Raw genomic sequence first — 16,293 nt, 5'->3', positions numbered from 1 at the left:
ACCGACTTGTGAATTGGTTTGTCAATTGTCAGTGGCTGTCATTAGCCTCGAACACATGACTAGTCAGACCACCATCGAAACGACGGGGTCGGGGGGCAAGGCACCAGCAGCTCCGTCGGACGCCGGGCCGGCCAAGGGGTTGCGCGGACACCCTTGGTTCACCCTGATCACCGTCGCAGTGGGGGTCATGATGGTGGCCCTCGACGGCACCATCGTGGCCATTGCCAACCCGGCCATCCAGAAGGACCTCGGCGCCACCTTCGCCCAGGTGCAGTGGATCACCAACGGCTACTTCCTCGCTCTCGCCGTCTCCCTGATCACCGCCGGCAAGCTCGGCGACCGGTTCGGGCACCGCCAGACCTTCCTGATCGGCGTGGTCGGCTTCGCCGCCGCCTCCGGTGCGATCGGGCTGTCCAGCAGCATCGGCGCGGTCGTCGTCTTCCGCGTCCTCCAGGGCCTGTTCGGCGCGCTGCTGATGCCGGCCGCGCTCGGCCTGCTGCGGGCCACCTTCCCGGCCGAGAAGCTCAACATGGCCATCGGTATCTGGGGCATGGTCATCGGCGCGTCCACCGCGGGCGGTCCGATCCTCGGCGGTGTCCTCGTCGAGCACGTCAACTGGCAGTCGGTGTTCTTCATCAACGTGCCGGTCGGCATCCTCGCCGTCGTCCTAGGCGTCGTGATCCTGCTCGACCACAGGGCCGAGAACGCCCCGCGCTCCTTCGACGTCTTGGGCATCGGCCTCCTCTCGGCCGCGATGTTCTGCCTCGTCTGGGCCCTGATCAAGGCCCCGGAGTGGGGCTGGGGCTCCGGCCAGACGTGGCTGTTCATAGCCGGGTCGGTGCTGGGCTTCGCGCTCTTCGCCTTCTGGGAGACGAAGGTGAAGGAGCCGCTGATCCCGCTGGCGCTGTTCCGCTCCGTCCCGCTGTCGGCGGGCGTCGTCCTGATGGTCCTGATGGCCATCGCGTTCATGGGCGGCCTGTTCTTCGTGACGTTCTACCTCCAGAACGTCCATGGCATGAGCCCGATCGACGCGGGTCTGCACCTCCTGCCCCTCACCGGCATGATGATCGTCGGCTCCCCGCTCGCGGGCGCGATGATCACCAAGCTGGGCCCGCGGATCCCGCTGGCGGGCGGCATGGCGGCCACCGCGATCGCCATGTACGGCATGTCCACGCTGGAGACGGACACCGGCAGCGGCATCATGTCGCTCTGGTTCGCCCTGCTCGGCCTCGGCCTAGCGCCGGTCATGGTCGGCGCGACGGAGGTCATCGTCGGCAACGCGCCCATGGAGCTGTCCGGCGTGGCCGGCGGTCTCCAGCAGGCCGCGATGCAGATCGGCGGCAGCCTCGGTACGGCCGTCCTGGGCGCCGTGATGGCCTCCAAGGTCGACAGCGACCTCGCCGGCAACTGGACCTCCGCGGGGCTTCCGCCGCTGACAGCGGCCCAGGAGGCGCAGGCCTCCGAGGCGGTCCAGGTGGGCGTGCCGCCCCTGGCTCCGGGCACCCCGGACGCCATCGCCGCGAAGATCACGGACGTCGCGCACGACACGTTCATCTCGGGCATGAGCCTGGCGTCGCTGGTCGCGGCGGGGGTGGCGGTCGTGGCGGTGTTCGTGGCGTTCCTCACGAAGCGGGGGGAGAACGCGGAGGCGGGCGCGGGCGCCGCGCACATCTAGCCCGCGGCTGGCTGGGCCGGTGCGGCTGCGCCGTAGGGGCCGAGGCCGGCTGCGGACTGCGGGGCGTGGGGTGGCTGGTCGCGCAGTTCCCCGCGCCCCTTGGGTCGGCACGCCGGCGTCGGCCCAAGCCGCACCGGCCCCGCACCATCGCTTTTCGACGCCGGTCCCGTCATTTCAGCCCGTTGGGGGTGCCCCCTCTGGGGGAGTTTGAGGACGAGGCCCCTTCAGGGCCGATGCGGGGGTCCGGGGGCGGCAGCCCCCGGGGACGGGACGGGTAGGGGCGGCGGGGGCGAACAACCCTCGACGCTCGCCCCCGACAGCGAGGCGACCTCCGCCCGCAGCGCGCGGACCTCCTCCGTCAGTACCCGTATCGCCTCCGTCTGGCGGCGCTCCTCCACGTCGTCCATCTCGAACCGCGCTATGAACCACGCGGCGATGTTCGCGGTCACCACACCCAGCAGCGCGATTCCCGACAGCATCAGGCCCACCGCGAGCATCCGCCCCACGCCCGTGGTCGGCGCGTGATCCCCGTAGCCGACGGTCGTCATCGTCGTGAACGACCACCACACCGCGTCACCCAGCGTCTTGATGTTCCCGTTCGGCGAGTCCCGCTCGACGGACAGCACCGCCAGCGACCCGAACATCAACAGCCCGACCACCGCACCGGCGACATACGTCGTGAGCCGCACCTGCGACGCCATCCGGGCACGCTGCCCGACGAGCAGCAGCGTGGACACGAGCCGCAGCAGCCGTAGCGGCTGGAGCAGCGGCAGTACCACCGCGCACAGGTCGAGCCAGTGACCGCGTACGAACTCCGCGCGCCGCTCGGCGAGGACGAGCCGGACGACGTAGTCCAGCGCGAACGCGCCCCACACCACCCACTCCACCGCGAGGCACGCGGACACCACCTCATCGCCCGCGTCGGGGTCGACGATCGGCACGGCATAGGCCACGGCGAACGCCAACGCCAGAGCGAACAGCGGCCGCTGGGTACGCCGTTCCCAACGGACTTGTGCGGGAGCTTCCTTCATGGCCGCATCGTAGGAAATGTGAAGGGGCGGTGTGCCCGCAGGTCACCCACGGGCACACCACCCCATCGAGCCGTTGACGCCGGAGCCGCAGTTACGCGTCGCCGCCCGCGGCACCCGGGTCCGCCGCCGAGACGTCCAGCAGCTGGTACCGGTCGATCGCCTGCTTCAGCGCCGAACGGTCCACCTTCCCCTCCTTCGCCAGCTCCGTCAGCACCCCCACCACGATCGACTGCGCGTCGATGTGGAAGAAGCGGCGCGCCGCACCGCGGGTGTCGGCGAAGCCGAAGCCGTCCGCGCCCAGCGACTGGTACGTCCCCGGCACCCAGCGGGCGATCTGGTCCGGCACCGACCGCATCCAGTCGGAGACGGCCACGAACGGCCCCTCGGCGCCGCTCAGTTTGCGCGTCACCCACGGCACGCGCTGCTCCTCCTCGGGGTGCAGCAGGTTGTGCCGCTCGCACTCGACGGCCTCGCGCCGCAGCTCGTTCCAGGAGGTCGCCGACCAGACGTCGGCCTTGACGTTCCACTCCTCGGCGAGGATCTTCTGCGCCTCGACCGCCCACGGAACCGCCACACCGGACGCGATGATCTGCGCCGGGATCGACCCGGCCGTGCCCGCGCCGACGCGGTGGACGCCCTTGAGGATGCCCTCGACGTCGACGTCCTCCGGCTCGGCCGGGTGCTGGATCGGCTCGTTGTAGACGGTGAGGTAGTAGAAGACGTCCTCGCCGTGCGGGTGTTCGGCCGAACCGCCGTACATCCGGCGCAGACCGTCCTGCACGATGTGCGCGATCTCGTACGAGTACGCCGGGTCGTACGCGACACAGCCCGGGTTCGTCGAGGCGAGCAGCTGCGAGTGGCCGTCCGCGTGCTGCAGGCCCTCGCCGGTCAGCGTCGTACGGCCGGCGGTCGCGCCCAGCACGAAACCGCGCGCCAGCTGGTCCGCCATCTGCCAGAACTGGTCGCCGGTGCGCTGGAATCCGAACATCGAGTAGAAGACGTAGACGGGGATCAGCGGCTCGCCGTGGGTGGCGTACGCCGAACCCGCCGCGATCAGCGAGGCCGTACAGCCCGCCTCCGAGATGCCGTCGTGCAGCATCTGGCCCTGCGGCGACTCCTTGTACGCGAGCAGCAGCTCGCGGTCGACCGACTCGTACTGCTGGCCAAGCGGGTTGTAGATCTTCGCGCTCGGGAAGAACGAGTCCATGCCGAACGTGCGGTACTCGTCCGGCGCGATCAGCACGAACCGCCTGCCGATCTCCTTGTCCCGCATGAGGTCCTTGAGGAGCCGGACAAAGGCCATGGTCGTCGCGATCGACTGGTGGCCCGAGCCCTTCTTCACGGTCGCGTACGTCTTGTCGTCCGGCAGCGCCAGCGGCTTGGAGCGCACGACACGCGTCGGGACGTAACCGCCGAGCCCCTTGCGGCGGTCGTGCATGTACTGGAGCTCCTCGGAGCTGCGCCCGGGGTGGTAGTACGGCGGGAGCCCGCTCTCCAGGTCCTTGTCGGCGATCGGCAGGTGCAGCCGGTCGCGGAAGCGCTTGAGGTCGTCGACCGTCAGCTTCTTCATCTGGTGCGTGGCGTTGCGGCCCTCGAAGTTGGGACCGAGCGTCCAGCCCTTGATCGTCTTGGCGAGGATCACCGTCGGCTGGCCCTTGTGGGCGCGGGCGGCCGAGTAGGCGGCGTAGATCTTGCGGTGGTCGTGACCGCCGCGGCCCAGGTGCAGGATCTGGTCGTCGGTCATGCCCTCGACCATCGCGCGCAGCCGCTGGTCGTCACCGAAGAAGTGGTCGCGGATGTAGCCGCCGGTCTCGGTGGCGTACGTCTGGAACTGACCGTCCGGCGTGGTGTTCATCCGGTTGACCAGGATGCCGTCGCGGTCCTGCGCGAGCAGCGGGTCCCAGGTGCGGTCCCAGATGAGCTTGATCACGTTCCAGCCGGCGCCCCGGAAGATCGACTCCAGCTCCTGGATGACCTTGCCGTTGCCGCGCACCGGGCCGTCCAGGCGCTGCAGGTTGCAGTTCACGACGAAGGTCAGGTTGTCCAGGCCCTCGCGCGCGGCGATGGACAGCTGGCCGAGCGACTCCGGCTCGTCCATCTCGCCGTCGCCGAGGAACGCCCACACATGCGACTTGGAGGTGTCCGCGATACCGCGCGCCTCCATGTAGCGGTTCATCCGCGCCTGGTAGATCGCGCCGATCGGGCCGAGGCCCATGGACACGGTCGGGAACTCCCAGAAGTCCGGCATCAGCCGCGGGTGCGGGTAGCTGGACAGCCCGTACGGCGCCTTCGACTTCTCCTGCCGGAAGGCGTCGAGGTTCTCCTCGTTCAGCCGGTCCAGCAGGTACGCGCGCGCGTAGATGCCCGGAGAGGCGTGGCCCTGGAAGAAGACCTGGTCGCCGCCGTCGCCCTCGTCCTTGCCGCGGAAGAAGTGGTTGAAGCCCACGTCGTAGAGCGAGGCGGAGGAGGCGAAGGTGGCGATGTGGCCGCCGACGCCGATACCGGGGCGCTGCGCCCTCGACACCATGACCGCGGCGTTCCACCGGGTCGCGTTGAGGATCTTGCGCTCGATCTCCTCGTTGCCCGGGAAGAAGGGCTCGCTCTTGGTGGGGATCGTGTTGACGTAGTCCGTGCTGCGCATCTCGGGCACGGCCACACGCTTCTCGCGGGCCCGCTCGATCAGCCGAAGCATCAGGTAGCGGGCCCGCTCACGGCCGCGCTCGTCCACGGCGGCGTCGAGGGAGTCGAGCCACTCCTGGGTTTCCTCGGGGTCGAAGTCAGGAACCTGACTCGGAAGGCCGCCAATGATGATCGGGTTGCGATCGGATCCGGAAGCCACGCTGTTCCTTACCTGTCAGAGGGCTGTGTTTCTGGGGATTCTGAGTGCCTGCACCGCTCCCCATCGTGTACCTAGGGGGGCCAAACGTCATCTCTACTGTGGGGTAACAGGGGGCTTTGTAAACGGCTGACTGCCCACGCATGGTTCCCAAACGCACAAAGGGGGCAGATTGGTGTGGCACGCGTCACCTTGAGACGATGATGGTGTGCCTGAAGTTGCGGTGACACGTTCCGGAACGTCACCGTTTCGGCGGTCTGAACGGCCGGGTACTTGCGCGATCCGTCCCGCCCGTGTGGACTACGGCCAATGCTTCGCGCACGCGCGTGGCTGAGTTATTCCCAAGACATGATCAGGAGGCAACCCGTGAGCGCGACCGCGGACCACGCGGAGGAGCGGACGAGCCCTGCCGTCAGGCTGGGGTTCCAGCCCGAGCAGGTGGTCCAGGAGATCGGCTACGACGACGACGTAGACCAGGAACTCCGCCAGTCCATTGAGGAAGTCGTCGGCAGCGAGCTCGTGGACGAGGACTACGACGACGTTGCCGATGCCGTGGTGCTGTGGTTCCGCGACGAGGACGGCGACCTGACGGATGCGCTGGTGGACGCCACCACGTACATCGAAGAGGGTGGCTCGATCCTGCTGCTCACGCCGAAGACCGGACGTGACGGCTACGTGGAGCCCAGCGACATCTCGGAAGCCGCGACCACGGCGGGTCTGTCGGCGTCCAAGAGTGTCAGCGTCGGCAAGGACTGGAGCGGCAGCCGGCTGGTGACGCCCAAGGCAGCCAAGTCCAAGAAGTAACCGGTGACGGTGCCGGGCCGGGCCGACAAGCCCGGCCCGGCCTCCTGCACGGGCCGCGGTGGCCGCTGCATAGGGTGGGTTCCACCCGAACAGCCCCACCGAAGGGACATCCACGCGATGGCGATCCAGGTCGGCGACAAGGCCCCCGACTTCGAGCTCAAGGACAACCACGGCAGGGCCGTGAAGCTCTCCGACTTCCGTGGTTCAAAGAACGTCGTCCTGCTCTTCTACCCCTTCGCCTTCACCGGCGTGTGCACCGGCGAGCTGTGCGAGGTGCGCGACAACCTGCCGCAGTTCGCCGACCGCGACACCCAGGTGCTCGCCGTCTCCAACGACTCCATCCACACCCTGCGCGTCTTCGCCGAGCAGGAGGGCCTGGAGTACCCGCTGCTCAGCGACTTCTGGCCGCACGGCGAGGTCAGCCGCGCCTACGGCGTCTTCGCCGAGGACAAGGGCTGCGCGGTGCGCGGCACCTTCGTCATCGACAAGGAGGGCGTCGTCCGGTGGACGGTCGAGAACGCGCTCCCGGACGCCCGTGACCTCAACGAGTACGTCAAGGCACTCGACACCCTCTGAACCCTCTGATCCCGACCCGATCCCGACACCTGTGATTCTTCGGTATCAAGGCCTGCGACCTACGGGAACCCGTCACTAGGATCGAGTCGTTGATCCGATATCAAACGCACGGCGGGGCTCCCCGCCCCTGGAAACCAATGGAGGACTCGTGGGAGTCAGCCTCAGCAAGGGCGGCAACGTATCACTGAGCAAGGAGGCGCCCGGTCTCACCGCGGTCATCGTCGGTCTGGGGTGGGACATCCGCACCACGACCGGCACCGACTTCGACCTGGACGCCAGCGCGCTGCTGCTGAACCCGGAGGGCAAGGTCGGCAGCGACGCGAACTTCGTCTTCTTCAACAACCTCAAGAGCGCCGACGGCTCGGTCGAGCACACCGGCGACAACCTCACCGGTGAGGGCGAGGGCGACGACGAGCAGATCAAGATCAACCTCGCGGGCGTCCCGGCCGACGTCGAGAAGATCGTCTTCCCGGTCTCGATCTACGACGCCGAGAACCGCCAGCAGTCCTTCGGCCAGGTGCGCAACGCGTTCATCCGCGTCGTGAACCAGGCCGGCGGCGCCGAGATCGCGCGCTACGACCTCAGCGAGGACGCGTCCACCGAGACCGCGATGGTCTTCGGCGAGCTGTACCGGCACGGCGCGGAGTGGAAGTTCCGCGCCATCGGCCAGGGCTACGCCTCGGGCCTGCGCGGCATCGCGCAGGACTTCGGTGTGAACGTCTGAGTTCGAATCCGAGGGTGGCCGTCCAGGACACCACTGGCTGGGTCCGGCGCCGCATCCGTTTGGGTGCGGCGCCGGATGCGCAGGACAACCAAAGAAGCAATACGCGGGGAGGACCAGCATCATGGGCGTCACGCTCGCCAAGGGAGGAAACGTCTCCCTGTCCAAGGCCGCACCGAATCTCACCCAGGTGATGATCGGGCTCGGCTGGGACGCACGCTCCACCACCGGAGCCGACTTCGACCTCGACGCCAGCGCCCTGATGTGCAACAGCGGACGGGTCCTGGGTGATGAGTGGTTCGTCTTCTACAACCAGCTCAAGAGCCCGGACGGCTCGGTGGAGCACACCGGGGACAACCTCACCGGCGAGGGCGACGGCGACGACGAGTCGCTCCTGATCGACCTCTCCAAGGTGCCGGCCCACTGCGACAAGATCGTCTTCCCGGTCTCCATCCATATGGCCGACGAGCGCGGCCAGACCTTCGGCCAGGTCTCCAACGCCTTCATCCGCGTGGTCAACCAGGCCGACGGCCAGGAGCTCGCCCGCTACGACCTGAGCGAGGACGCCTCCACCGAGACCGCCATGATCTTCGGCGAGGTCTACCGCTACCAGGGAGAATGGAAGTTCCGGGCGGTGGGACAGGGGTACGCGTCGGGCCTGAGGGGCATCGCGCTGGACTTCGGGGTCAACGTCTCATAACGCGATATGAGCAAAAGCCGGGGCCCGGTGGGGTGCGAAGGGGAGCCGACTAGACTTCGGCTTCAAAAGTTCGTAAAGCCGAGTGCGGCGCGGGGGAGCCCCGTACACACAGGATTGGGTAGCCAGTGGTTCTGAAAACCTTCGGTTGGTCGTTCGCGGTCACCGCGCTCGGCCTGGTTGCAGCGGTCCTCTTCGGGGGGTGGACCGCTTTCGGCATCGTGGCGATCCTCTCTGTCCTCGAGATCTCGCTGTCCTTCGACAACGCGGTGGTCAACGCCGGAATCCTGAAGAAGATGAACGCCTTCTGGCAGAAGATCTTCCTCACCATCGGCATCCTGATCGCCGTCTTCGGTATGCGACTGGTCTTCCCCGTCGTGATCGTCGCGGTCAGCGCCGGCCTCGGGCCGATCGAGGCGGTCGACCTCGCGCTCAGCGACAAGGACCAGTACCAGCAGCTCGTCACCGACGCCCACCCGGCGATCGCCGCGTTCGGTGGCATGTTCCTGCTGATGATCTTCCTGGACTTCATCTTCGAGGACCGGGACATCAAGTGGCTGGGCTGGCTGGAGCGCCCGCTGGCCAAGCTCGGCAAGGTCGACATGCTGTCGGTCTGCATCGCGCTGATCGTTCTGCTGATCTCGGCGCTGACCTTCGCGACCAACGCCCACCAGCACGGCGGCGCGCACGTCGACAAGGCGGAGACGGTTCTGCTCTCCGGTATCGGGGGCCTGATCACGTACATGATCGTGGGTGGTCTCTCTGGCTACTTCGAGGACAAGCTCGAAGAGGAGGAGGAACGCGAGCACGAGGCGGAGGAAGAGGCCGTGCGGGCCGGTAAGCCCCGCTCGGCGGTCGCCCTGGCCGGCAAGGCCGCGTTCTTCATGTTCCTCTACCTCGAGGTCCTGGACGCGTCCTTCTCCTTCGACGGCGTGATCGGCGCCTTCGCCATCACCAACGACATCGTCCTGATGGCGCTGGGTCTCGGTATCGGCGCGATGTACGTCCGGTCGCTCACCGTGTACCTGGTGCGTCAGGGCACCCTCGACGAGTACGTCTACCTGGAGCACGGCGCCCACTACGCGATCGGCGCGCTCGCCATGATCCTGCTGGTCACCATCCAGTACGAGATCCCCGAGCTCATCACCGGCTCGATCGGTGTGATCCTGATCGGCTGGTCCTTCTGGTCCTCGGTGCGCCGCAACCGTGCGCTGGCGGCAGCGGAGGGAAAAGCGGAGACCTCGGACGAGAAGACTGAGGTCTCGTCCGGGGTGTGACACCCCTGCGGGTGAGGAACGCTCTGAGCGGGGCGGCCGGGCCTCCGGCCGCCCCGCCGGTTTTTCCAGGTGACCGCGGTTCCCTCGTGGTGAACGCGGTTCTTTCGTGGGACGTGGGGGCGGAATGGGCTTCTTGGACGGACTCTGGCGGGGCCGGGCGGCCGAGTTCGACTCGGGCAGCGCGTCGTCGAACTCGATCGAGCTGACGAAGCGGCACGACCGGGTTTCGCTCACCAAGCAGGGCGCGGCGACCGGTCATCTCCGGGTCAACCTGGCCTGGCGTATGCGGACGTCGGACATCGGGGGCTCGCAGCGGGAGAGCCTGCTGCGGCACCCCTTCAAGGCGCTCAGGCCGCCGGAGGTGCTCGGTCACAGCCAGAGCATGGTCAACGTGGACCTCGACCTCGGGTGCCTGTACGAGCTGGCCGACGGCACGAAGGGGGTCGTCCAGCCGCTGGGCGGGTTCCTCGGGGACGTCAACGCGCCGCCGTACGTGAAGCTCAGCGGGGACGACCGGTTCGGGTCGGCGTCAGGGGAGACGATGTACGTCAACCTTGATCATCGGGAGGCCATCAAGCGGCTGCTGGTCTTTGTGTACATCTACGACCAGACGCCGGCGTTCGACCGTACGCATGCGATCGTCACGCTGTATCCGAGCAATGGGCCCCGGATCGAGATAGGTCTCGATGAGCGGCATCCGCAGGCCAGGTCCTGCGCGGTGGTGATGATCGAGAACGTGAAGGGGGAGCTGTGGGTGCGGCGTGAGGTGAAGTTCGTCTACGGGTTCCAGGCCGAATTGGATCGGTTGTTCGGGTGGGGGTTGCAGTGGGGGCGCGGATACAAGACGAAAGCGGAACGCTGACGCTGGGTCTTGGCCGAGGCGCCTGAGAGCTCGGGGCCTTGTGTTGTGTGGCGGCTGCGAGTCGGTTGTGGTTGATCGCGCCCACACGGCGGAGCCGCACATCGATACAGCCCCGCGCCCCTGGAGGGCGTGTCCCTTACCGGCCGATGAACTGAGGGCCCTGTGGCGGCAGGCGGAAACCCTCGTGGTGGGGGACCGTCACCGGGGGCGGGTAGCCGTAGCCCGACTGGGCCGTGGCCGGCTGGCTGGTCGGCTGGGGGTAGCCGTAGGCCGGCTGGGTCGGTGGGGGCTGCTGGGGGTAGCCGTAGGCCGCCTGGGGCGGGACCGTGGTCGTCGGCTGCTCCGGGGGGAGCGGCTGGGAGACCTCGGGTGCGGGGGCGGGGCCGTCCAGGGTGTCCGACTCGTCCACCGAGATGCCGAAGTCCACGGCCAGGCCCCTGAGACCGTCCGAATAGCCCTCGCCCAGGGCGCGGAACTTCCAGCCCTCGCCGCGGCGGTACAGCTCGCCGCAGATCAGCGCGGTCTCCTGGCCCGTCTCCGGCTTGATGTCGAAGTACGCCAGCGGATCGGCGTCGGCGGCCGTCGCGTCGTACAGCAGGATGCGCAGATCCCGTACGCGGTCGAAGGCGACGCCGTCCGCCGAAGCGACCAGCAGAATCTGGCCGACGCCGGACTCGACACCGGCGAGATCTGTCTGGATGGTGTCCGTGAGGCCCTCGGTGAGCCGCTTCTTGCCGAGTCGCCAGACCTTCCCGGAGGGGTGCCGGGGCTGGTTGTAGAAGATGAAGTCCTCGTCGGAGCGCACACGACCTTCGGGGCCGAGGAGCAGAGCCGAGGCGTCGACATCCGGGACCCCCTGCCCGGGCGTCCAGCGCAGCACGGCGCGTACCGTCGTGGCTTCGAGCGGGACGTTCGACCCCTTCAACATCGCGTGCGTCATGTCGTCAATCCTGCCCTCTCCGTCCTGCTCACGACAACGCGGGGGTACGACGGGCCGTGCGCGGGCGTGTTTGTCCGCGTTACCAGAAATTCATGCCCTGCGGGAACCCCTGACATGGGTATCTACGTACTATTACCGGCCACCTGTGAACGGATCACAGGGACCACTGAACCAGCACGGGGGAGTTCTATGCGTCATTTCGGGCAGATCGCCCCAGAGGTGCGACAGCGCCTCTTCCATCGGGAGCCGTGCGAGTTCTCCGCCGACTCCCCGGCCCGGCTGCTCGCCGTGGCCCTGGGCGCCACGCTCTACAGTCCGGCAACCCGGCCGCGGCTGGCCGACGACATCCTCAAGCAGACCGCACGAGGCGTGGTCTCGATGGTGCTGTGCCTGGAGGACTCGATCGGTGACGAGGACGTGGCGGAGGGCGAGGAGAACCTGGTCCGGCAGTTCACCGACCTCGCCGGACGGGAGGGCGTCGGCGATCTGCCGCTGCTCTTCGTTCGGGTCCGTACGCCCGAACAGATCCCCGATCTCGTACGCCGGCTCGGCCCCGCCGTCCGGTTGCTGTCCGGATTCGTACTGCCGAAGTTCACCGAAGAGCGCGGCATGCCCTTCCTGGAGGCCCTCGCGAGCGCCGAGGCGGCGAGCGGGCGACGGCTGTTCGCCATGCCGGTGCTGGAGTCGCCCGAGCTGCTCTACCGCGAGTCGCGCGTGGAGACCCTGGAGGGCATCTCCCGCGCCGTCGACAAGTACCGGGAACGGGTGCTGGCGCTGCGGCTGGGCGTCACCGACTTCTGCTCGTCGTACGGGCTGCGCCGCGCCCCCGACATGACCGCGTACGACGTCCAGATCGTCGCCTCCGTGATCTCCGACGTGGTGAACATGCTGGGCAGGGCCGACGGCACCGGGTTCACGGTGACCGGGCCGGTATGGGAGTACTTCCGGGTGCAGGAACGTATGTTCAAGCCCCAGCTGCGCCGCAGTCCCTTCCTGGAGGGCCAGGCCGAGGAGTTGCGCGAGGCCCTCATCGAGCACGCCATGGACGGCCTCCTGCGCGAGATCACGCTCGACCACGCCAACGGCCTGCTCGGCAAGACCTGCATCCACCCCTCGCACGTGCTGCCCGTGCACGCACTGTCCGTGGTCAGTCACGAGGAGTTCAGTGATGCCCAGGACATCCTGCGGCCCGAGCGCTGCGGCGGGGGTGTACTTCGGTCGCAGTACACGAACAAGATGAATGAAGTGAAGCCGCATCGCGCCTGGGCCGAGCGGACCGTGCTGCGGGCCGAGGTGTTCGGCGTGGCCAACGAGGACATCGGCTTCGTGGAGCTGCTCGCCGCCGGGATTCCGGCCTGAACGGGCCACCGGTTTCTGTCCACCGGGTCACCGGTTTCTATCCATAGGGACGCATGAACAACGCAGTGAACGACGGGGTCTGGTCCGGCAGCTGGGTCGCCGAGCGGCTCGGAGTCCAGCTCGTGGGCGACGACGAGCTCACGGAGATGCTGGGGCTCGCCCTGCGCCGTAACCCCAAGCGGGCGCATCTGCTGGTCTCCAACGTGCTCGGCAAGCACGTACCGCAGTCACCGTCCGTGGTGTACGGCGCCGGCCTCGCCCTCGGCCGCCGGGTGCGGGAACTTCTCGGCGCCGAGGAGGCGGCCGGCGCGGTCGTCCTCGGCTACGCGGAGACGGCGACCGGGCTCGGCCACTCCGTCGCGGACGGTATCGGCCTCGCCCCGTACCTGCACTCCACCCGCCGGCCGGTCGCCGGGGTCGCCCGCGCGGGCGGCTTCGAGGAGTCCCACTCGCACGCCACGTCCCACCTGCTGCTGCCGGAGGACCCGACGCTGCTGGTCGGGGACGGGCCGCTGGTGCTGGTCGACGACGAGTTCTCCACGGGGAACACGGTGTTGAACACCGTGCGCGATCTTCATGAGCGGTATCCGCGGCGGCGGTACGTCGTGGTGGCGCTGGTGGATATGCGCTCGGCGGCGGACGCCGGGCGGCTGGAGGAGTTCGCGCGGGAGATCGGCGCGCGGGTTGATCTGGTGGCGGCGGCTTCGGGGACCGTACGGCTGCCGGAGGGGGTGTTGGAGAAGGGGCAGGCGTTGGTGGCGCGGTACGAGGCGGAGAGTGCCGCGCGGGGTCCTGTGTCGTCTGCGGCGCCGTCGGGGCTGGTCGCGCAGTTCCCCGCGCCCCTGGAGGGCGAGGCAGGCGCCGCCGGCTTTGAAGGAGACGGTCGTACTACCCCCCTAGGGGCGCGGGGAACTGCGCGACCAGCCCCCTCCGGCCCGCACCCGGACGACAACCGCACCCACCCCCACATCACCCGCATAGACCTGCGCTGGCCCCAGGGCCTCCCCGACGGCGGCCGGCACGGCTTCACCCCGGCGCACCGGGAACGGCTGGAGGCCGCCCTCCCCGCCATGGCTGCCCGCCTGGCAGAGGCCCTCCCCGCCGACGCGCACCGCGTGCTCACACTCGGCTTCGAGGAGCTGATGTACACCCCGCTCAGGCTCGCCCGCGAGCTGGAGCAGGTCGCGGGCGTCGAGGTCCGCTACTCCACCACCACCCGCTCACCCGTCCTCGCGGTCGACGACCCCGGCTACGCGATACGCACCCGCCTCGTCTTCCCGGCCCACGACGACCCGGCCGACGGCCCCGGCGAGCGCTACGCCTACAACGTCGCGGGTGCCGGCTTCGACGCCGTCATAGCCGTCGTCGACTCGATCGCCGACACCCCCGAACTACACGCCCCCGACGGCCTGTTGGCCCAGCTGGCAGCCCACGCTCCACAGGTCCTGCTGGCGGTCGTACCGTCGTACGTCCCCGGACCCCTGGCCATCCCCGAAAGGCACTCCATGCTGCCCGAGCCCCTCCGCGGCCCCGCCTTCTCCTCGTACGCCCCCGAAGAGGTCGGCTGGCTGCTCCAGGACCTCTCGGACGTGACGCTGGAGGCGCCGACCGAGGAGCGCGAGGAGGCCATCCAGAGCGGCGGCGCGCACTACGCCGAGTCGCTGCCGGTGGAGTACCAGCCCAGCGAGCAGTACCAGGCGCTGTTCCACACCGCGCTGGAGGAGTCGGCGGCACGGCTGGCGCAGGCAGTCGGCGCGGTCACCGAACTCGTCCTAGCCGAACGCTCGCCGCGCCCCGTCCTCGTCTCCCTCGCCCGCGCCGGCACCCCCGTCGGCGTCCTCATGCGCCGCTGGGCCCAGTTCCGGCACGGCCTCGAACTCCCGCACTACGCCGTGTCCATCGTGCGCGGCCGCGGCATCGACGCCAACGCGCTGCGCTGGCTGGCCGAGCACCACGACCCACGGGACATCGTCTTCGTCGACGGCTGGACCGGCAAGGGCGCGATCACCCGCGAACTGACCGCTGCGATAGGGGAGTTCGAGGCCTCCGACGGCATCACCGGCTTCGACCCGGAGATCGCCGTACTGGCCGACCCGGGCTCGTGCGTGCGGACGTACGGCACCCGCGACGACTACCTCATCCCCTCCGCGTGCCTCAACTCCACGGTCTCCGGCCTCATTTCGCGTACGGTCCTGCGCGCGGACCTGGTCGGCCCGCACGACTACCACGGCGCGAAGTTCTACCGCGAACTCGCCGGCACCGACGTCTCCGTGGCCTTCCTGGACGCCGTGGAGGCCCGCTTCCCGGAGGTCCTGGACGCGGTCGACGCGACGGCCAAGGAACTGCTGTCCGCCGACCGCGCGCCGACCTGGGAGGGCTGGGCGGCCGTCGAGCGCATCAGCGAGGAGTACGGCATCCACGACGTGAACCTCGTCAAGCCGGGCGTCGGCGAGACCACGCGGGTGCTGCTGCGCCGGGTGCCGTGGAAGATCCTGGCGCGGGCCGGAGCCGGCGCCGACCTGGACCATGTCCGACTGCTGGCCGAACAGAGAGGGGTTCCGGTGGAAGAGGTCGCCGAACTGCCGTACACCTGCGTGGGGTTGATCCACCCCAAGTACACGCGGGGCGCGACGGGCGCCGACGGCAAGGCGGTGAACGTCTGATGCCGGTACTGGTGGCGAGCGACCTCGACCGTACGCTCATCTACTCCGCCGCGGCCCTCGCGCTGACCATGCCGGACCCGCGGGCGCCCAGGCTGCTGTGCGTGGAGGTGCACGAGAGCAAGCCGCTGTCGTACATGACCGAGACGGCGGCCCAACTGCTGACCGACCTCGGCGACGCGGCGGTCTTCGTGCCGACGACGACCCGCACCCGCAAGCAGTACCAGCGCATCAATCTGCCGGGCCCCGAGCCGAAGTACGCGATCTGCGCCAACGGCGGCCATCTGCTGGTCGACGGCGTCTCCGACCCCGACTGGAACGCACACGTCCAGGCCCGGCTGGCCGAACAGTGCGCGCCGCTCGCGGAGGTGCAGGACCACCTGATGGCGTCGGCGTCCCCGGCCTGGGTGCGCAAGCACCGGATCGCCGAGGACCTCTTCGCCTACCTGGTCGTGGAGCGCGAGCTGCTGCCCGAGGAGTGGGTGAAGGAGCTCGCGGTGTGGGCGGAGAACCGCGGCTGGACGGTGTCGCTCCAGGGCCGCAAGATCTACGCCGTCCCGAAGCCGCTCACCAAGAGCTCCGCCATGCGTGAGGTCGCCCGACGCACGGGCGCGGACCTGACACTGGCGGCGGGCGACTCCCTCCTCGACGCCGACCTGCTGCTGGCCGCCGACCAGGGCTGGCGCCCGGGGCACGGTGAGCTGGCGGACGCCGACTTCACCGCCCCGGCGATCAGCGCGCTGCCGGAGCGGGGCGTGCTGGCGGGTGAGCGAATCCTGCGGGAGTTCTTGAAGGCAACCCGCACGGAAGCGCCCTAGTCTTTTAGGGGCGCGGGGCTGTATCAATATGCGGCTC

At 68.9% G+C, this 16,293-nt stretch carries 13 protein-coding genes; 10 read left to right on the top strand and 3 right to left on the bottom strand.

Annotated elements, in window-relative coordinates:
- Positions 1-55 precede the first annotated feature (55 nt).
- Positions 56-1,675 carry an MFS transporter gene (locus ACIA8X_RS40030; RefSeq protein ID WP_399460375.1) on the top strand — a complete coding sequence of 540 codons (1,620 nt, stop codon included), beginning with the start codon at positions 56-58 and terminating at the stop codon, positions 1,673-1,675.
- 224 nt (positions 1,676-1,899) lie between these two features.
- On the opposite strand, the gene ACIA8X_RS40025 is transcribed toward ACIA8X_RS40030, so the two are convergent.
- Positions 1,900-2,706, bottom strand: coding sequence for a potassium channel family protein (locus ACIA8X_RS40025; protein ID WP_393441837.1), 807 nt, complete (start codon positions 2,704-2,706; stop codon positions 1,900-1,902).
- 91 nt (positions 2,707-2,797) lie between these two features.
- Entirely contained in the window at positions 2,798-5,545 is a 2,748-nt protein-coding gene (gene aceE, locus ACIA8X_RS40020; protein WP_393441839.1) for a pyruvate dehydrogenase (acetyl-transferring), homodimeric type, read from the bottom strand.
- A gap of 363 nt (positions 5,546-5,908) precedes the next feature.
- Between aceE and ACIA8X_RS40015 the strand changes: the two genes are divergently transcribed.
- The 6 genes from ACIA8X_RS40015 (at position 5,909) to ACIA8X_RS39990 (ending at position 10,479) form a co-directional block, all read left to right on the top strand.
- Positions 5,909-6,346, top strand: coding sequence for a DUF3052 domain-containing protein (locus ACIA8X_RS40015; RefSeq protein ID WP_177001149.1), 438 nt, complete (start codon positions 5,909-5,911; stop codon positions 6,344-6,346).
- A gap of 117 nt (positions 6,347-6,463) precedes the next feature.
- Complete coding sequence (locus ACIA8X_RS40010) at positions 6,464-6,922, top strand: peroxiredoxin (protein WP_393441843.1); 459 nt, start codon at positions 6,464-6,466, stop codon at positions 6,920-6,922.
- Positions 6,923-7,070: 148 nt separating this feature from the next.
- The gene (locus tag ACIA8X_RS40005) at positions 7,071-7,646 is read left to right on the top strand and encodes a calcium homeostasis/redox stress adaptation protein (RefSeq protein WP_345010743.1); all 576 of its coding nucleotides are present in this window, start codon (positions 7,071-7,073) and stop codon (positions 7,644-7,646) included.
- 121 nt (positions 7,647-7,767) lie between these two features.
- Entirely contained in the window at positions 7,768-8,343 is a 576-nt protein-coding gene (locus ACIA8X_RS40000; protein ID WP_093907882.1) for a TerD family protein, read from the top strand.
- A 125-nt stretch (positions 8,344-8,468) separates the two neighbouring features.
- Complete coding sequence (locus tag ACIA8X_RS39995) at positions 8,469-9,617, top strand: DUF475 domain-containing protein (protein WP_393441846.1); 1,149 nt, start codon at positions 8,469-8,471, stop codon at positions 9,615-9,617.
- 124 nt (positions 9,618-9,741) lie between these two features.
- Positions 9,742-10,479, top strand: coding sequence for a Tellurium resistance (locus ACIA8X_RS39990; protein WP_393441848.1), 738 nt, complete (start codon positions 9,742-9,744; stop codon positions 10,477-10,479).
- A 136-nt stretch (positions 10,480-10,615) separates the two neighbouring features.
- Here the strand turns inward: ACIA8X_RS39990 and ACIA8X_RS39985 are convergent, their stop codons facing one another.
- On the bottom strand, positions 10,616-11,419 hold the full coding sequence (locus tag ACIA8X_RS39985; RefSeq protein ID WP_393441850.1) for a TerD family protein: 804 nt from the start codon (positions 11,417-11,419) through the stop codon (positions 10,616-10,618).
- A gap of 189 nt (positions 11,420-11,608) precedes the next feature.
- Here ACIA8X_RS39985 and ACIA8X_RS39980 point away from each other — a divergent pair, with 189 nt between their 5' ends.
- Genes ACIA8X_RS39980 through ACIA8X_RS39970 form a run of 3 tightly spaced genes read left to right on the top strand, consistent with a single transcriptional unit; the run spans position 11,609 to position 16,256 of the window.
- Positions 11,609-12,778, top strand: coding sequence for an HpcH/HpaI aldolase/citrate lyase family protein (locus ACIA8X_RS39980; RefSeq protein ID WP_399460374.1), 1,170 nt, complete (start codon positions 11,609-11,611; stop codon positions 12,776-12,778).
- A gap of 53 nt (positions 12,779-12,831) precedes the next feature.
- Positions 12,832-15,441, top strand: coding sequence for a phosphoribosyltransferase (locus tag ACIA8X_RS39975; protein ID WP_399460373.1), 2,610 nt, complete (start codon positions 12,832-12,834; stop codon positions 15,439-15,441).
- A complete protein-coding gene (locus ACIA8X_RS39970) occupies positions 15,441-16,256 on the top strand; it encodes an HAD family hydrolase (protein WP_393441856.1) in 816 nt (271 codons plus the stop codon). Before ACIA8X_RS39975 ends, ACIA8X_RS39970 begins: the two co-directional genes overlap by 1 nt.
- The last annotated feature ends 37 nt before the right edge of the window (positions 16,257-16,293 follow it).

The organism is Streptomyces sp. NPDC051738 (genome assembly GCF_044453205.1).
Taxonomy (GTDB): Bacteria; Actinomycetota; Actinomycetes; order Streptomycetales; family Streptomycetaceae; genus Streptomyces.
This window is presented reverse-complemented; position numbering and strand designations above follow the sequence as displayed.

Coding starts and splice junctions, on each gene's coding strand:
- ACIA8X_RS40000 (WP_093907882.1), top strand. CDS start 7,768: ATGGGCGTCACGCTCGCCAAGGGAGGAAACGTCTCCCTGTCCAAGGCC.
- ACIA8X_RS39975 (WP_399460373.1), top strand. CDS start 12,832: ATGAACAACGCAGTGAACGACGGGGTCTGGTCCGGCAGCTGGGTCGCC.
- ACIA8X_RS39985 (WP_393441850.1), bottom strand. CDS start 11,419: ATGACGCACGCGATGTTGAAGGGGTCGAACGTCCCGCTCGAAGCCACG.
- ACIA8X_RS40025 (WP_393441837.1), bottom strand. CDS start 2,706: ATGAAGGAAGCTCCCGCACAAGTCCGTTGGGAACGGCGTACCCAGCGG.
- ACIA8X_RS39990 (WP_393441848.1), top strand. CDS start 9,742: ATGGGCTTCTTGGACGGACTCTGGCGGGGCCGGGCGGCCGAGTTCGAC.
- ACIA8X_RS39980 (WP_399460374.1), top strand. CDS start 11,609: ATGCGTCATTTCGGGCAGATCGCCCCAGAGGTGCGACAGCGCCTCTTC.
- ACIA8X_RS39970 (WP_393441856.1), top strand. CDS start 15,441: ATGCCGGTACTGGTGGCGAGCGACCTCGACCGTACGCTCATCTACTCC.
- ACIA8X_RS40010 (WP_393441843.1), top strand. CDS start 6,464: ATGGCGATCCAGGTCGGCGACAAGGCCCCCGACTTCGAGCTCAAGGAC.
- ACIA8X_RS40030 (WP_399460375.1), top strand. CDS start 56: ATGACTAGTCAGACCACCATCGAAACGACGGGGTCGGGGGGCAAGGCA.